The 15,243-nt window shown below is 41.3% G+C and carries 15 protein-coding genes; 6 read left to right on the forward strand and 9 right to left on the reverse strand.

Going from position 1 to position 15,243, the window contains the following annotated elements; all coding sequences use genetic code 11:
* Positions 1-26: 26 nt before the first annotated feature.
* The 3 genes from POV26_RS00620 to POV26_RS00630 all read left to right on the forward strand — a co-directional run bounded on the left by POV26_RS00620 (position 27) and on the right by POV26_RS00630 (position 2,931).
* Positions 27-590: a Pycsar system effector family protein gene (locus tag POV26_RS00620; RefSeq protein ID WP_272854560.1), complete on the forward strand. Its 564-nt coding sequence runs from the start codon at positions 27-29 to the stop codon at positions 588-590.
* Positions 591-680: 90 nt separating this feature from the next.
* Complete coding sequence (locus POV26_RS00625; RefSeq protein ID WP_272854561.1) at positions 681-2,201, forward strand: tetratricopeptide repeat protein; 1,521 nt, start codon at positions 681-683, stop codon at positions 2,199-2,201.
* 103 nt (positions 2,202-2,304) lie between these two features.
* A complete protein-coding gene (locus POV26_RS00630) occupies positions 2,305-2,931 on the forward strand; it encodes a carbonic anhydrase (protein ID WP_272854562.1) in 627 nt (208 codons plus the stop codon).
* Between the two features lie 141 nt (positions 2,932-3,072).
* Here POV26_RS00630 and POV26_RS00635 read toward each other — a convergent pair whose 3' ends face one another.
* From POV26_RS00635 to POV26_RS00665, 7 genes are all read right to left on the reverse strand, one after another.
* Positions 3,073-3,651: a T9SS type A sorting domain-containing protein gene (locus tag POV26_RS00635; RefSeq protein WP_272854563.1), complete on the reverse strand. Its 579-nt coding sequence runs from the start codon at positions 3,649-3,651 to the stop codon at positions 3,073-3,075.
* A gap of 147 nt (positions 3,652-3,798) precedes the next feature.
* A complete protein-coding gene (locus POV26_RS00640; RefSeq protein ID WP_336375894.1) occupies positions 3,799-4,686 on the reverse strand; it encodes a DUF5777 family beta-barrel protein in 888 nt (295 codons plus the stop codon).
* A 5-nt stretch (positions 4,687-4,691) separates the two neighbouring features.
* Positions 4,692-5,069, reverse strand: a complete 378-nt coding sequence (locus POV26_RS00645) for an OB-fold protein (RefSeq protein WP_272854564.1) — start codon at positions 5,067-5,069, stop codon at positions 4,692-4,694.
* Between the two features lie 8 nt (positions 5,070-5,077).
* A complete protein-coding gene (locus tag POV26_RS00650; RefSeq protein ID WP_272854565.1) occupies positions 5,078-5,620 on the reverse strand; it encodes a YceI family protein in 543 nt (180 codons plus the stop codon).
* A gap of 6 nt (positions 5,621-5,626) precedes the next feature.
* Positions 5,627-5,986 (reverse strand): c-type cytochrome, encoded by a 360-nt coding sequence (locus POV26_RS00655; protein ID WP_272854566.1) that lies wholly within the window; start codon positions 5,984-5,986, stop codon positions 5,627-5,629.
* Between the two features lie 164 nt (positions 5,987-6,150).
* Positions 6,151-6,618: a hypothetical protein gene (locus tag POV26_RS00660; RefSeq protein WP_272854567.1), complete on the reverse strand. Its 468-nt coding sequence runs from the start codon at positions 6,616-6,618 to the stop codon at positions 6,151-6,153.
* Positions 6,619-6,814: 196 nt separating this feature from the next.
* Positions 6,815-8,575: a hypothetical protein gene (locus POV26_RS00665; protein ID WP_272854568.1), complete on the reverse strand. Its 1,761-nt coding sequence runs from the start codon at positions 8,573-8,575 to the stop codon at positions 6,815-6,817.
* 103 nt (positions 8,576-8,678) lie between these two features.
* On the opposite strand from POV26_RS00665, the gene POV26_RS00670 reads away from it, so the two are divergent.
* The 3 genes from POV26_RS00670 to POV26_RS00680 all read left to right on the forward strand — a co-directional run bounded on the left by POV26_RS00670 (position 8,679) and on the right by POV26_RS00680 (position 12,833).
* Positions 8,679-9,188 carry an RNA polymerase sigma factor gene (locus POV26_RS00670; RefSeq protein WP_272854569.1) on the forward strand — a complete coding sequence of 170 codons (510 nt, stop codon included), beginning with the start codon at positions 8,679-8,681 and terminating at the stop codon, positions 9,186-9,188.
* A gap of 191 nt (positions 9,189-9,379) precedes the next feature.
* Positions 9,380-10,291 carry a FecR family protein gene (locus tag POV26_RS00675; RefSeq protein WP_272854570.1) on the forward strand — a complete coding sequence of 304 codons (912 nt, stop codon included), beginning with the start codon at positions 9,380-9,382 and terminating at the stop codon, positions 10,289-10,291.
* 52 nt (positions 10,292-10,343) lie between these two features.
* Positions 10,344-12,833 carry a TonB-dependent receptor gene (locus POV26_RS00680; protein ID WP_272854571.1) on the forward strand — a complete coding sequence of 830 codons (2,490 nt, stop codon included), beginning with the start codon at positions 10,344-10,346 and terminating at the stop codon, positions 12,831-12,833.
* A gap of 171 nt (positions 12,834-13,004) precedes the next feature.
* Here the strand turns inward: POV26_RS00680 and argS are convergent, their stop codons facing one another.
* Both argS and POV26_RS00690 read right to left on the reverse strand, forming a co-directional pair.
* The gene (gene argS / locus POV26_RS00685) at positions 13,005-14,798 is read right to left on the reverse strand and encodes an arginine--tRNA ligase (protein ID WP_272854572.1); all 1,794 of its coding nucleotides are present in this window, start codon (positions 14,796-14,798) and stop codon (positions 13,005-13,007) included.
* A gap of 102 nt (positions 14,799-14,900) precedes the next feature.
* On the reverse strand, positions 14,901-15,107 hold the full coding sequence (locus tag POV26_RS00690; protein ID WP_272854573.1) for a hypothetical protein: 207 nt from the start codon (positions 15,105-15,107) through the stop codon (positions 14,901-14,903).
* Positions 15,108-15,243: the final 136 nt, after the last annotated feature.

The raw sequence follows: 15,243 nt of genomic DNA on the forward strand, positions 1-15,243 counted from the left end.
AAACCATTTCAAAAAAAGACAGCATTATGGAAGAACAAGAAAAACAACCCATCCAAGCCCCAATCCTAAAAAACAAACATACGGACGATCTGGTGGATCATTATTGGGGCAGCATAAATTACGTAGCTGGCTTGATAAAAGCTTCCGAACTGAAAGCGGGGCTTATCCTTTCGTTCTATGGAATTTTACTGAATTTTATCTATCAAAGTGCGACCATGGCAATAAAAAATGTGCCAAATGGAATGGTGCTTTATATTCTTTTGGGGCTTTGGCTTTGCTGCACCGTGGCATCCATTTATTTCAGCATACGGTGTTTTATCCCACGGATTGAAGCCAAATATGACAAGAACGTTTTCTTTTTCCGCGACGTTATCTCAAAATTTGGGACTATTAAAGAATTTTCAAAAACCTTTTATGGCATAAGCCGCGACGAAGACCAGCTTTTTGACCATTTGGGACAACAGGTGTTTATCATTTCAAAAATTGCGGCAATAAAGTTTAAAAACGTGCAGCGATCACTTAAATTTCTGGCATTGGGATTATTGGTGCTTTTGGTTACCATCGTTTATTATGTGATTACAACCGTATAAGAACTCCAATGAAATAGTCTTATCATAAATGCTTCCAATTAAAATTGTTTAGAAATCGCTATCTTTAAACACCCTCCTAAATTATTAATTATGAGATTTCTAACCTATTTTTTCACATTGCTTTTAATAGTTTCGTGTAAACAAAAAGAAACGGAAAAAAATCATCTTGGCGTAGTAAGCATCACAATAACTGGAAAGGAAAGTGCCCAGCCCCACTTTGAAAAAGGGTTGCTGCTGCTGCATTCCTTTGAATATGAAGACGCCCGAGAGGCTTTTCAAAAGGCACAAAAAGAAGACCCAAAAATGGCAATGGCGTATTGGGGCGAGGCTATGACCTACAACCACAGTCTGTGGCAGCAACAGGATTATGAGGCTGCAACAGCCGTTTTGGCAAAAATTGACAATCCGGATACTGCAAAAAACACAACCGAAATTGAACGGGATTTAATTGAATCCGTCCACATACTTTACCAACCAAAAACCGAAAAAAAACAACGCGATCTTGCCTATTCCGAATTTATGGAAGGTCTGTACAAAAAATATCCTGAAAATCAAGAAGTGGCCGCCTTTTATGCCCTGTCGCTATTGGGCTCTGTGGAAGAAGGCAGGGACGATGTTGTTTATGGAAAAGGGGCGAAAATCGCAAAAGGCATTTTAAAGGAAAACCCAAACCATCCCGGCGCGCTGCATTATTTGATACATTCCTATGACGATCCCGACCACGCTACCCTTGCTTTGGATGCCGCCAATGCCTATTCAAAAGTAGCACCGGATGCCGGCCATGCGCTGCATATGCCCTCCCATATTTATGTTGCCATGGGGATGTGGGACAACGTGATTTCTTCGAATATTGCTTCCTATCAAGCAAGCATTAACAGAATGGAGCAGAAAGAACTGGACAATGATGCCCGTGGCTATCACGCTTTCCATTGGCTGCAGTACGGCTATCTTCAAAAGGGAAATTACGAAGAAGCAAAAAAAATGGTGCTCGATATGAAAAAGTATGCCACCGAAACCCCTTCAAAAAACGCGCGGGCATATTTGGTGTTTTTAAAAGGAACCTATTTAACCGAAACCGATAATTGGGAGGACGAAGTAGCAAGTATTCCTGTAAACATAACCGATTTGAATATTTCCGTCCGTTCCAAATATCACTTTTTGGAAGGGATGAAAGCATATAAAGCGGGCAACACCCAAAAACTGGACAGCATACTTGCTGTTATGGACCAAGACCATAAAAGGGAATCGTTTATTGTTTCGGAAGGCAGTTCCAAACTCTGCGCAGGCGTTACCCGCGATGAAGCTACGCAAATGGACCTGAAAGGAGCTGAAATTAGGCAAAACCAATTAATGGCACTTCGCGCTGAGCTGAATAATGATACAAAACTGGCGGAAGAACATTTCATAAAATCCATCGAGATTGAAAACAGCATAAGTTACAGCTATGGCCCACCAGCCATCCAAAAGCCTACACATGAACTTTATGCTGATTGGCTGATCGCCCAAAATAGAAATGAGGAAGCTGCAGAACAATTCGAACTTGCCCTAAAAAATGGCCCCGGCAGATTGCGCATTTTGAAAGGAATAGAAAAAGCAAAAGAGATAATGTGAGTTTTACAACTTCAAAAAAGCTTCGGACTTAAATTTTCAATTTCCATTTTGTGGGCACACCCGCTTTTTTCTATCTTTAAATTCTGAAAAAAATCAAGAAAACATGAACATAGAGCAAATATTCAAAAACAACCAAAATTGGGTAAACGAGAAACTTGGAACAGATCCTAACTACTTCAAAAACCTGTCAAACGGACAAAGTCCTGAAATACTCTATATAGGTTGCAGTGATAGCCGCGTTACCGCCGAGGAAATTATGGGCGCCAAACCCGGGGAAGCTTTTGTGATGCGCAACATTTCCAATATGGTCTCAAATCTGGACCTCAGCGCTATGAGCGTCATCAACTATGCTGTAAGCGTTTTAAAGGTAAACCATATAGTTGTCTGTGGCCATTACGGATGTGGCGGCGTAAAGGCCGCAATGCAATCCAAGGATCTGGGGATATTGAACCCTTGGCTGCGGAATATTAGGGACGTGTACCGCCTGCACCGTGACGAATTGAAGGATATCACGGATGAAGAACAAAAATACCGTCGCTTAGTGGAGCTAAACGTACAGGAACAGTGCGTAAACGTCATCAAGACCGCCGATGTGCAGTTGGCTGCCAGAAATAGGAACCTCAACGTCCATGGCTGGGTTATGGACATGGAAACCGGAAAATTGATCGATCTAAAAATTGATTTTGACAAAGTGCTGAAAGGCATCATGGAAATTTATCATTTGGATTAATTTAGCCGTGAGCTTTGAGTTGTGAGCCGTGAGCCATAATAAAAGCTTTGTGACTTTGCGTGCTAAAATTTTCTCGCAATGGCGCAATGAAAAAAAAGACCGCCCTTTCGGACAGTCTTTCCTTTAAAAATGTAAAAATTTCTATTGCTTCGTAACTTTAAAAGTTGCCTGTAATTCGCCCGAAGTTGCATTAATAAAATACATACCGCTCTGCAGGTTTGACATATCAATTTCTGTGATATTGCCGTTGGCCGCGCCTTGCGCCACCATTTTGCCCAAAATATTGTAAATTTTGTAGCTGTCCAGTTTAAAAAGGGAAGCAACAGTTAACCTGCTTTTCACAGGATTGGGATAAAAAGAAATATTCAAACGGAATTTATCTTCAATAGAAGTGGTTTGATCCACGGTAATGACTCCTTCCATATTAGAGTGAACATCACATTCGTAGGGATTCACGCCCACTTCCGTAAAAGTGTAGGAAAACTGGGTTCCAGAACCCGTAAGTATTCCACTGTCAAAATCCTCCTGGCTCCCAGAATCGCTAGTTACGGAATGCGGAACTTCATCCGTCCAGGTCCATCGTACCGTATCGCCGGGCGCTATAGTAATACTCACATTGCCACTGGGCACTCCAACGAACCAGTCAAGGTCAAAAGTTGTTTGCGCACTTGCCATTGTAGCGGTAAGCGCAATCATAAAAAATAGTTTGATTTTTTTCATAATGTTTGATTTTAAGGTTAATAATTAATTGTTGTCACTAATTTTTTTATCATCCGCAATTGGCCAGAAATCCAAGTCCTGATGGCTTTGTCATTCCGACGCAGGAGGAATCTCATTAAATTTCATATCCGCTTCGCAACCAATTTCTCAAAAAACCCGGCTGATATTAAAGCCGAAAAAGAAATCGCCGTCGGCCCAATTGCCCTGCCCTTGGACTATGAAGCCATCTTCAAACATACCCTGTGCATTGGTAAAGTGCATTTGAAACACGTGCCCGCCTGTTTCTATATCTACCCCAACAGACAGAGGATTTCTGAAATTGGAATTTTTGTTTCTATTTAAATGAAGCCCGTAGTCTGCATTAATACTCACGCGGTTTGATATTTTGTACCTTCCGCCCATGCCCAGTGCAAATTGATCGTGTTTTTCATCGAAATTTAAAGTGGTCCCATCTTCCAAAACTTCCCGACTTCGGGTTGCCAAGTTTTCGTGGATAAATGTTGGCGCGAACAACAATGAAAGTGATTCATTGAATTTTCTGGACACCAAAAGCTGTGAAGTGTAGGTGAGCCTATCTGCAAATTCCAAGTTTGCATACTGATCCTTTTCCAAAGAACTATTTATTGTTGCCAAATTATAGCCCACGAGCGTTACCGGGAAACCATCCTTTTCCTGTGGCATTAATTGATATTTTGCGTGGATTCCGTATTTTTTCTGAAAGGAGCTTCTTGCAATTCCTATATTTAGCCATTCGGTAAATCCGTAAATGAATTTTAACTGGGTTACGGCATTGTCCAGACCGAAGAAATCGTCAAAACCATTTTTTACCGACCCGAAGCGATGGGCCACCACAAAATAGAAATCCTTTTTACTGGCAAGTTTGGTAGATTCAAAATTTACTACTTTCAAACCCTTAAAGGCCGCAATTACCGTTTTGTCAACTTCTACTTCGCTTTCCAGATCGTTCAGCAAATCCTCTTGTGAAAAAACACAAAACGGAAGAAAGAACAATAAAGCTGTAATTTTTTTCATCATTGAAGCTATTTTATCACGGTACATTGATCCAGTTTTACAATTTCGAAAAGCTCGTCGTACCCAATACACCTGCCTTTGATTGCTATTTTATCATTCACCTTCAGCCCAGAACTTTTCCCGGAAAAACTTGCATATACACTTTCGTCAAGGGTAATGGCGCCTTCCTCCATACCGGTTATCGTTCCCGTTACGGTTATGGTTTTGTTCAGCAGACCAGTGCCATCGTTTGTTTTGAACCGTTCCAGCAAATAGGGTGCGGTAATTTCCAGTTGTGGGGTTTCGGACTTGATGTCCCTATGGTCTTGGTACATATAATTATAGACCATAAAACTACCGACTGCAACCAGCAATATCAGAATCAGAAATATCCTTTTCTTTTTCATAATTATTTTTATTGAAGTTTAAACACTGCGGAAACGTTAACCTCATCGGCAATTTTTTTGCTTACGATGGATGGGATTTTAATATTGAATTCTTCGGGTCGTAGCACAAACTGGGCGGTGACCCAAACTTCTCCATTCCTTTTTGAAATGGTGGCCGGTACCTCCATCGTTTTGTCGGTACCGTGAAGGTTGAAAGTTCCTTTTATAACAAATGCTTTCTCCCCCGATAATCCAGAAAAATTAAAATCGGTGATTTTACCTTTAAAAGTGGCCTTTGGGTATTTGGAGGATTCTATATAGTTTTCGTTAAAATGCTCTTCCATTAAAGCCACTTTAAACCGGAAACCTTTCATTAGGGCAAGTGCCGCAAAATTTCCTGTTTCGGCTTCCAAAACCGCGCTCACATTGGTGTTTTTCGCCTTTACTTCTTCAAAAGAGGGAACCGAAGCCTCAAAAGTGATTTCCCCGGTTTTGGTGGTGTATTTTTCTTGTCCAAAAGCCGTAGCCATAAAAGCCAAGCAGATAATTGATAAAGTGATTATAGTTTTCATCTGTATTTAATTTTCCAGTAGCCCATCTCGGTTCCACTGTATTATTAGATCTATTTGTTGTTGTGGCAAGCGCGGACCGCCCAAGGGCATAAGCCCCTGTTCGCCTTCATTCCTGCTTATCCGATCCAGAAGTGCTCTGGTTTCTACTGCGTTTTTAACTTCGGAATAGTTAGTTAAAGACATCGGGGCACCATTTTGAGGCGGATTGCTGTGGCAGGCAGTACAATTGTTTTCAAAAACAAAAGCCACATCCTGAAAGGTTACCAACGCTGTGGGATCTTCGTCCTGAATTTCTACGATATCATCATAGGTGCTGGTTGTGCAGCTTACTATCAAGGCAGAAAAAAGGAGGAGGTATTGTTTCATAAAGCATTTGTGGTTTTTCCTGTTAGTATTATTAGAACAATTAAAAAAAGAAATACCCTACTTTATTTTAAAAAAAGAACAGTAAAAATCCTGAAGACCAGCTATTTATAGAAACAAAAAAGCCACGGAAAACCGTGGCTCAGTCGTGGGGAGAAAAAAGGCAACTATAGTTTTTCAAAAGTTAGGAAATCGGTGCCGCCATTGCCGCCGCTAACATCGGTAAGTTCAATTTTTGAATTGCCCACGGAAATAATATCCCAATCATCCGAAAGGTCTTCAAAATCTGGTGGTGAAGCAAAGAAAATATTGAAATCGGTATCGTTTGAACCTCCGTCATCATCACTGGAATTGCTGTCTATTACAGACCAGGTTCCCGTTACTGTCGTGCTTCCCTTTACGGCTACTAACGAGCCGTTAGTATTGAAAGTAAACACATAGCCTGTAAAATGGTCTGTCTCGTCTTGGTCGGAGTCAAAAAAGTAAGTGATCTTCCAACTACCACTTTGCGCAGTATTTATGGTCTGCGCAATCGTTGTGTCTTGCTGTTGGCTGTTATCATCGTCTTTATCACAGGACATTGCGAGGCCTGAGTAAATAAAAATTACGAGAATTGCTTTTAGTATGTTTTTCATAAGTAAGGGTTTTTTTGTGATTATTATTTGATTAAAAATATTAGATGACCGTCATAATTGTTACTTAGAAAGCAATGGATAAGGTTTACTATTAAGAGGAGACTTAATGCGATTTCTCCTGCATCGAAATGACAAAACCATTAGGACTCCAGATTTCCAACTCATTACGGACTATAAAAAATTAATTAGGCTTATTTTAATTCTTTTTAAAGATCAAGGTATCTTCAATATTGCCTTGACTGTCTCGGGTAATAAAGGTTACCGAGGTTGGGGAATATTGCAGGGCCTTATAGTTTTGGTCATCAGCTCCGTTAATCGGGCTGTCCATATCAAATTCAAAATTGAGTTCTTGGCCGGTTACGGTAACTATCCAAATTCCATAAACATATACCGTTCCGTTGCTGGCATACACGGTCTGGTTATTGTAAAAATTGAAATCGAAGCCGTAAAAATCCGCGGTCTCGTCTCGGCCATCGTCCAGAAATTTATCTACGTACCAAGTGCCATCCTCAAGAATATCCCGCAATTCCTGTGGGTCCGGGCCGCCACCGCCTCCACCGTTCGGCTCGCGACCAAAAGTGAGAAGATCCGTTCCGCCCCCGCCGCCGCTCACGTCAGAAAGACGGATGATGGTTTGCGTAGCTTCCAAAACATCCCAATCGTCGTTCAGTTCAGCGAAATTACCATTGGTTCCCGTTTCAAAGTTTATAATGAAGTCCAAATTGCCGCTGTCCGTCTGTGCAGTCCAAAAACCGTTGATGGTATTATTGCTGCTTACGGCAACCGCAGAACCGTTTCTTAAGAAAGTGAATTCATATGCATTGAAATTTGCCGTGTGGTCGGTTCCGTTCTCCTCCAGCAAGTTTACGAACCAACTTCCGGTTATCAGATTTTCGATAAAAAGATTCAATTCCGTATTGTTTCCACCCGTATTTGGATTTCGGCCAAAGGTTAAGTAATCTGTACTTCCATCGCCACTAATGTGTTTCAGCTTAATAATTTCAGAAGTGGCTTCCAATATTTCCCAGTCTTCGTCCAGTTCATCCAGCGGCGCGCTTGTTCCGAAGAACAAATCAAATTTAAAATCGGTAAGGAGTGCCCAAGTTCCAGGTATGTTGACTCCAGACTTTACAGCTTGTGCCGTTCCGTCCAAAGCGAAGGCAAATTCATACCCCGCATAATTGTCGGTTTCGTCATAATCGTCAAAAAAATACGCAATGTACCACGGGCCCGTAGTCAAATCTTCCTCAAACTGCGAAATATCTATCGGGTCGTCGTTGGTATTCGCCACACAGTCAACAATCAATGTTTGCAGCTCTTGGTTGCTGTTCACTTCTATCGTAGAACCATTTTCCAAAATAACCGAAATCGGAAAATCAAGACTTATAAAATCGTCCGGTGTCAAATTTTGCAGAAAAGCGAAAAGCTCCAAATCACTATTAACACTAACGCTTCCCGTCTGCTGCTGATCTGCATTATATGTAAAAAAAGAAATGGGGTACACAAAATCCAAACAGCCAATTTCAGTATTGTTTGTGCCACAGCTTGCAGCAAGCGCATCCAATTCGCTCTGGCTGTTTACGGTTACCTGGGTATAATCAAAGAGTTTTAAAGTTATTGGAAATATAATTTCCAACGTATCGGTATCGTTCGGGAACAGGTTGAAAATATCCTTGATTATAGTTACGTCTTCGGGTGAATTGATCGTCACTTGCTGGCCATTGGCAATAACCGTAACGGGAAGCACCACCGAGGCGCAGCTATTTCCGTCAATTATGTCGTCATAAGTACCCGGGTTTTGGGACGTGCGCAACAACATTCCAGTCAATGGCGAATTTGCGGTAATAGTTTCATCGTTGGTTTCGTCTATATACTCCTCTTCTTCCTTTTGGCAAGAAAAAATAGAAACACTTAAAAAAAACAAAACAAAAAAACGGAAGAAGTGCACTCTTTTCAAATTTTCGATCTTTACTTTACATTAATAACAAATTAATAAAAATCTACCCTACCCTGCAAGTTGAAAAACTTTTAAATATATTTGGAATCCATCAACCTCCTTTATGAAAGAACCCGAAAACGTCTGTAACGAAAATACGTTCAACCGTCTGTATGAAGCCCACGGAAAAACGGTTTGGCGGTTTATTTATTTTAAATGCGGAGACACAGCACAGGCGGACGATTTGGTGCAGGAAGCTTTCATAAAACTATGGCAAAACTGTGCGAAAGTTACCAAAGAAAAGGCAAAATCGTTTTTATATACCGTTTGCAACAATGCCTTTTTGAACGAGGTGGCCCACAAAAAAGTAGTTTTAAAGCACGCCAAAAAGCAGCCCGCTAAAACGAATTTCCAATCCCCGGAGTTTTTGATGGAAGAAGCGCAATTTCACGAAAAGCTCAAAAATTCCATCGAAAATCTTACCGAGGCGCAACGTACCGCTTTTCTTTTGAACCGCATTGAAGGAAAAAAATATGCGGAAATAGCCGAAATGCTCAATATTTCAGTAAAAGCCGTAGAAAAACGGATGAGCCAAGCCTTGGCAACCCTCCGGAAGGAAATTGGGAATGTTTGAAATAGACTTAAAACGGTATGACATCGGACTTAGGGCAAAATATTATTGTAAAAGTAAAATTCAATTTTTTTAGTCCTATGTCTTACGTCCTTTTGTCCCACGTCGAAGTTATTATTAAGTTTACTTAAAAAAATAAAAAAAATGGTAGGGTAACGCTCAGTTTGGCTGTTTCACCTATGAACACAAGTAAAATGGAAAAAGACCACTTATTGCACAAATGGCTCAACAACGAAGCTACGGCGGAGGAACTGGAAAAGTTAAAGTCTGATCCGGAATATGCTTCCTATGTCCAGATTGCCGATGCCAGCACGGGCTTTGAGGTTGCCGATATGGATTCGGAAGCAAACTTTGAAGCTATTTCAAACAAAATAAAACCCGTCCGCCCATTAAAAACCCCGAATATCTTTTCAATTGTTTGGAAAGTGGCCGCCGTATTTGCCTTGCTACTTGTGGGGTATTATTATACTACTACGCTCGATACTTCAGTAAAAACTGAAATTGCACAGACCGAAACCTTTTCGCTGCCCGATGGTTCCGAAGTTGTTTTAAACGCAGGTTCAAAAATAACTTACAACAAAACGAACTGGGCCAATTCCCGCGAGCTTTCCTTGGATGGTGAAGCGTATTTCAAAGTAACCAAAGGGAGTAAATTCAGCGTAAAAACTGCCGAAGGCACCGTAAGCGTGTTGGGCACACAGTTCAACGTTTCTGCGAGAAACGGTCTTTTTACGGTTGCCTGTTTCGAAGGTCTGGTTAGCGTTGCCTTTAACGATACACTTCTAAAACTGCCCGCCGGGAAAAAAGTACAGATAGAAAATGGTAAATTGATGGTGAATGAAGCCACCGAAACCCAATTGCCGGTTTGGCTTCAACACGAAAGCAGGTTTGAAAATATCCCGCTACAAATGGTTGTAAAAGAGCTGGAAAGGCAATACCCAATCCACGTCGCTATGAAAAACGTGGATTCTGCCAAGAGATTTACCGGTACCTTTACCCACAAAAACCTAGAACTTGCCCTAAAATCAATTTGTGAGCCCCTTCAGTTGCATTATAAAATAAATAATAACGGAGCAGTAACCATTGATGCCAAAAATAGCAAGTAGCTGCAAAATATTAGTTTTACTTTTGGTGTTCTGTGCTTTTGGAGCAAAAACCATGGCACAGGAAACCGAAGAAACTACCCTTTTGGCCTATTTGGAAACTTTGGAAAAAGAAAAAAACGTACGCTTTTCCTACGTTCGTGAAGAAGTGGAAGGAATAAACCTGAAACTGCCTTCCAAAGAAAATGCTTCCATTGAGGACATCCTTTCCTACCTTCGGGAAAACACGCCATTTCACTTCAACCAAATCAATGAACGTTATATTACCATTGCTTCCAATGAAAATTCCGGCAGCCTTTGCGGAAGGGTAATCGACCTTGAGACCCAGTTGCCCCTGGAAGGTGCGACCATTATTTCTGAAAACAATACGTTCAATACCATTACAAACGCCGAAGGTTTTTTTTATATTCCACCGCAAAAAGGAAACACAGCCTTCACAGTTTCGTTTGTGGGTTATTCAAAAATCACGAAGCATACTTCAGAATTATCAACGGAATGCACCGCTATACTCCTTACTCCCTCGGTTTTGGAGCTTGCCCCCGTATTGGTCCAAAATATCTTTACCAAGGGAATCAGCAAAAACCTGGACGGTTCCATTTTACTTGCCACACAACATTTCGGTTTGTTGCCGGGCCAGGTAGAAAACGATGTGCTGCAGATTGTGCAGGCACTTCCGGGCGTGGAAAGCGCGGACGAAACCATCTCGAACATCAACATTCGCGGGGGAACACACGATGAAAACCTGTTGCTCTGGGACGATATAAAAATGTACCAGAGCGGGCATTTTTTTGGGCTTATTTCCGCCATTAATCCAGACATCACAAAGCAGGTAACCCTTTATAAAAACGGAACCAACATCCGCTATGGCGAAGGGGTTTCGGGCGTGCTAAATATGCGTTCAAAAAATACGGTTTCATCAAAAACCGAAGCGGGTATCGGTTTCAATTTGATAAACGGAAACGGGTTTTTGGATGTTTCCATATCAGAAAATCTTAGCATCCAAGTTGCCGCACGAAAATCCATAAACCATCTTTGGGAATCGCCCGTTTATGAAAATTATACCAAACGGATTTTTCAGGACAGCGAAATTTCAAATGTTGAAAACGCTGAAAACAATATCGCCATTACTACCGATGAAACTTTTGATTTTTACGATTTCAGCACCAAATTGCTTTGGGATATTTCAGAAAAAGATAAGCTCCGAGTCAACTTTTTGACGATTGACAATTCGCTGGATTTCACCGAAACTATGGAAGCCAATTCACAGTCAAAAACCAGCGAGCTGGACCAACGTAGCTTATTGGGCGGGGTTTCGTGGAATCGTTTATGGAACGACAACATTGAAACTACAGCTTTGGCTTACGGAACGTATTACTTGCTGGATGCCATAAACAAAGACATTTTTACCACCCAGGAACAAATCCAAAAAAACGAAGTTTTGGAAACTGGGCTTAAATTTGATGCGAATATTGGGCTTTCGGAAACCTTAAAACTCCAAACGGGGTATCAATTTTCGGAAATAGGAATCGCAAACACACAGGATGTAAATTTGCCGCGATTCCGCGATTACGAAAAGGATGTTTTGCGAACGCACGCCCTTTTTACGGGATTAAATTATGTTTCCAACAATCAAAAAACCTTTGTTTTTGGAGGCGTTCGTGGAAATTATTTTTCAAAGTTTGAAGAGGTTTCAATTGAACCGCGGTTGAGTCTGCACCAAAAATTCGGAAATGGGTTCGCCATCGAGGTTTTGGGGGAATTCAAAAGCCAAAGCACTACACAGCGAATTGATTTTGAAAGTGATTTTTTGGGGATTGAAAAGAGAAGATGGGTTTTGGCTGACGAGGAAAATACCCCAATCATAAAAAGCAGGCAGGCCTCCGCAGGTGTGGTCTATAGCAAAAATGGACTTTTTATGAATGCGGAAGGGTTTTATAAAATTGTGGAGGACATAAATAGCGCAAACCAAGGGCTTCAAAACCAGTTTCAATTTTCAAAAGCGATTGGAAATTACACGGTAAAAGGTGCCGAATTTGTTATCAACAAAAAAACAAAGGCCGTCAGCATTTGGGCCAGTTATATGTACAGCAAAAACGATTATGAATTCGAAGCCCTTTCTCCTTCAACATTTCCAAACAATCTGGATATACAGCACACCGCGACACTGGCGGGAAGCTATGCGTGGAATGCCCTGAAAATTGCATTGGGACTGAATTGGCACAGCGGAAAACCATATACCATTCCTTTGAAAGGTGCCGAAACCACGATGGAAGGTAGCGCAACCACCATTCAGTTTGGTGTGCCAAATGGCCAAAGGTTGCCAGATTATTTCCGTACGGATCTTTCCGCCGAATACCTTTGGAAGCTCTCCCCAAACATCGATGCCAAAATAAACATCGCACTTTTAAATCTTCTAAATACCGAAAATACCGTAAACATCCGCTATGCATTGATCCGGGATGAAAACAATGAAGTTTCGGTAAATAAAATTGAGGAAATCTCTTTGGGGATTACGCCGAATTTTTCGTTTCAGGTTTTGTTTTAAGAAGGGATGAGGAATGAGGAATGAGGGATGAGGGATGAGGGATGAGGGATGAGGGATGAGGGATGAGGGATGAGGGATGAGGGAAAAATATCATTCAAACTTTGCGTCTTGGCGGCTTTGCGTGCTAAAATTTTCTCGCAAAGACGCGAAGGCGCAAAGAAATTCTTTAAATTACATACGTTCGGGAACCTCAATTCCCAATAGTGCGAAAGCACTTTTTATAACTTCCCCAACGGCTTTTGAAAGTTTTACGCGGAAGGCTTTTTCAGTTTCATTATCGGTTGCCAGAATTGGCACATTTTGATAAAAACTGTTGAATTCCTTTACCAAATCGTATGTATAGTTTGCAATCAACGCCGGACTGTAATTTTCCGCCGCCAACTGAATGGTCTCTGGAAATTGCTGGATAATTTTAATGAGTTCCTTTTCTTTGGGGTGTAAGATAATATCGGAAGCAATATGCTTCGACAAGCTCAGCATGACATTTTCATTCTCATTAGCTTTTCGGAGAATAGACTGAATCCGCGCATAGGTATATTGAATAAACGGCCCGGTATTTCCTTGAAAATCCACACTTTCCTCGGGATTGAAGAGAATCCGTTTTTTAGGGTCAACTTTCAGAATATAGTATTTTAAAGCTCCCAAACCGATCATTCTGTAAAGCGCTTCCTTTTCTTCTTTGGAAAAATCGTCAATCTTTCCAAGTTCCTCAGAAATGGTTCGCGCCGTATCGGTCATTTGGGCAATCAGATCATCTGCGTCAACCACGGTTCCTTCACGGCTTTTCATTTTTCCCGAAGGCAGGTCCACCATTCCATAACTTAAGTGGAATAGATTTTTGGCCCAACTATAGCCGAGTTTTTTCAGAATTAAAAACAGCACTTTAAAGTGGTAATCCTGTTCGTTGCCAACCGTGTAAATCATTCCGCCAACGTCCGGGTGATCTTTTACACGTTGAACCGCGGTGCCGATGTCCTGCGTCATATAAACCGCGGTGCCGTCGCTACGCAGCACCAGTTTTTCATCCAGTCCCTCATCGGTAAGATCGCACCAAACGGAGCCGTCGTCCTTCATAAAAAAGACGTCTTTTTTAATGCCTTCTTCAATGATATCCTTTCCGAGCAAATAGGTGTCGCTTTCGTAATAATAAAAGTCGAAATCTACGCCAATGGACTTGTAGGTTTCCTCAAAACCTTTATAGACCCAGCCGTTCATTTTGTTCCAAAGGGCCACGGTTTCTGCATCGCCAGCCTCCCACTTTCGGAGCATTTCTTGGGCTTCCAAAATTAGCGGGGCTTGTGCTTTTGCTTCTTCCTCGGTTTTTCCTTTTGCCTTTAAAGCTTCAATTTGCTTTTTGTATTCTTTGTCGAATTTTACGTAGTAATTCCCAACGAGCTTATCGCCTTTCAAATCAGTAGAATCCGGCGTTTCCCCATTTCCGAACTTTTCCCACGCCAGCATACTTTTGCAAATATGGATTCCGCGATCGTTAATGATTTGGGTTTTATAAACTTTTTTTCCGGCCGCCTTTTCAATTTCAGCAACGGAATAGCCGAGCAATACATTCCGAACGTGTCCCAAATGCAAGGGCTTGTTGGTGTTTGGCGAGGAATATTCAACCATCATCGCCTCATTTCCCTGCGGAACTTTTCCGAAGGAAGAAAAATCTCCCACGGAATTGAAAAAATTTAAATAATACGCATCGCTCAAAACAATATTCAGAAACCCTTGAACAACGTTGAATTTTTCAATCTCAGAAACATGTTCAACCAAATAATTGCCAATAGCCTCCCCAATCTGCGCCGGATTTCCTTTAACCACGCGTAACATTGGAAAAACCACCGCGGTAATATCGCCCTCAAAATCCTTGCGGGTTGGCTGCAGTTCTACCGATTCAAGTTTTGCGCCGTACAGTTTTTCTACTGCGGTCTTAATTTGGGTTTCCAAGGTTTGCTGAAATGTCATTTTTTAAATGCTGGATGTTTGGTGCTGGATGCGTGAAGCTTCCGTTACTGATAGTTATTTTTAAAACCGCAAAGATACTTTTTTGAATTTTGAAGCGAAAAACTATCTGCGGTTTTTAATCAATGCGCCGGCAATAAGCGCCAAGACCCCGATCCCGATCATTCCCAAAGTTTGGTTAGTCAAGCCCTCCTTTTTGTTGACCTCCAATGGGCCGATATCCAAAACTTCCTGTGGCACGAAGGCGTTGTACAGCCCAAAGACGATTAAAACCACTCCGACGATGAGTAAAACTATTTTTAGGATTTTCATAGATAAAATCTTTTTGTTGAAGAATTAAAGATACGGGAAAATGGTTTAAAAATTTATGGGTTTATGGGCTTATGGGTTTATGGGTTTATGGGTTTATGGGAAAATAAAACAACTGCGATAGACTACAAACCTTTTA

The organism is Aequorivita todarodis (assembly GCF_028561335.1).
In the GTDB taxonomy this organism is placed as follows: Bacteria; Bacteroidota; Bacteroidia; order Flavobacteriales; family Flavobacteriaceae; genus Aequorivita; species Aequorivita todarodis.

What these genes read in the sequence shown, in the direction of transcription:
- POV26_RS00620 (WP_272854560.1), top strand. Translation starts at nt 27, where the DNA reads ATGGAAGAACAAGAAAAACAACCCATCCAAGCCCCAATCCTAAAAAAC.
- POV26_RS00675 (WP_272854570.1), top strand. Translation starts at nt 9,380, where the DNA reads ATGGAAAAAGACCACTTATTGCACAAATGGCTCAACAACGAAGCTACG.
- POV26_RS00670 (WP_272854569.1), top strand. Translation starts at nt 8,679, where the DNA reads ATGAAAGAACCCGAAAACGTCTGTAACGAAAATACGTTCAACCGTCTG.
- POV26_RS00680 (WP_272854571.1), top strand. Translation starts at nt 10,344, where the DNA reads ATGGCACAGGAAACCGAAGAAACTACCCTTTTGGCCTATTTGGAAACT.
- POV26_RS00630 (WP_272854562.1), top strand. Translation starts at nt 2,305, where the DNA reads ATGAACATAGAGCAAATATTCAAAAACAACCAAAATTGGGTAAACGAG.
- POV26_RS00690 (WP_272854573.1), bottom strand. Translation starts at nt 15,107, where the DNA reads ATGAAAATCCTAAAAATAGTTTTACTCATCGTCGGAGTGGTTTTAATC.
- POV26_RS00645 (WP_272854564.1), bottom strand. Translation starts at nt 5,069, where the DNA reads ATGAAAAAGAAAAGGATATTTCTGATTCTGATATTGCTGGTTGCAGTC.
- POV26_RS00625 (WP_272854561.1), top strand. Translation starts at nt 681, where the DNA reads ATGAGATTTCTAACCTATTTTTTCACATTGCTTTTAATAGTTTCGTGT.
- POV26_RS00660 (WP_272854567.1), bottom strand. Translation starts at nt 6,618, where the DNA reads ATGAAAAACATACTAAAAGCAATTCTCGTAATTTTTATTTACTCAGGC.
- POV26_RS00635 (WP_272854563.1), bottom strand. Translation starts at nt 3,651, where the DNA reads ATGAAAAAAATCAAACTATTTTTTATGATTGCGCTTACCGCTACAATG.
- POV26_RS00655 (WP_272854566.1), bottom strand. Translation starts at nt 5,986, where the DNA reads ATGAAACAATACCTCCTCCTTTTTTCTGCCTTGATAGTAAGCTGCACA.
- POV26_RS00650 (WP_272854565.1), bottom strand. Translation starts at nt 5,620, where the DNA reads ATGAAAACTATAATCACTTTATCAATTATCTGCTTGGCTTTTATGGCT.
- POV26_RS00640 (WP_336375894.1), bottom strand. Translation starts at nt 4,686, where the DNA reads ATGATGAAAAAAATTACAGCTTTATTGTTCTTTCTTCCGTTTTGTGTT.
- argS (WP_272854572.1), bottom strand. Translation starts at nt 14,798, where the DNA reads ATGACATTTCAGCAAACCTTGGAAACCCAAATTAAGACCGCAGTAGAA.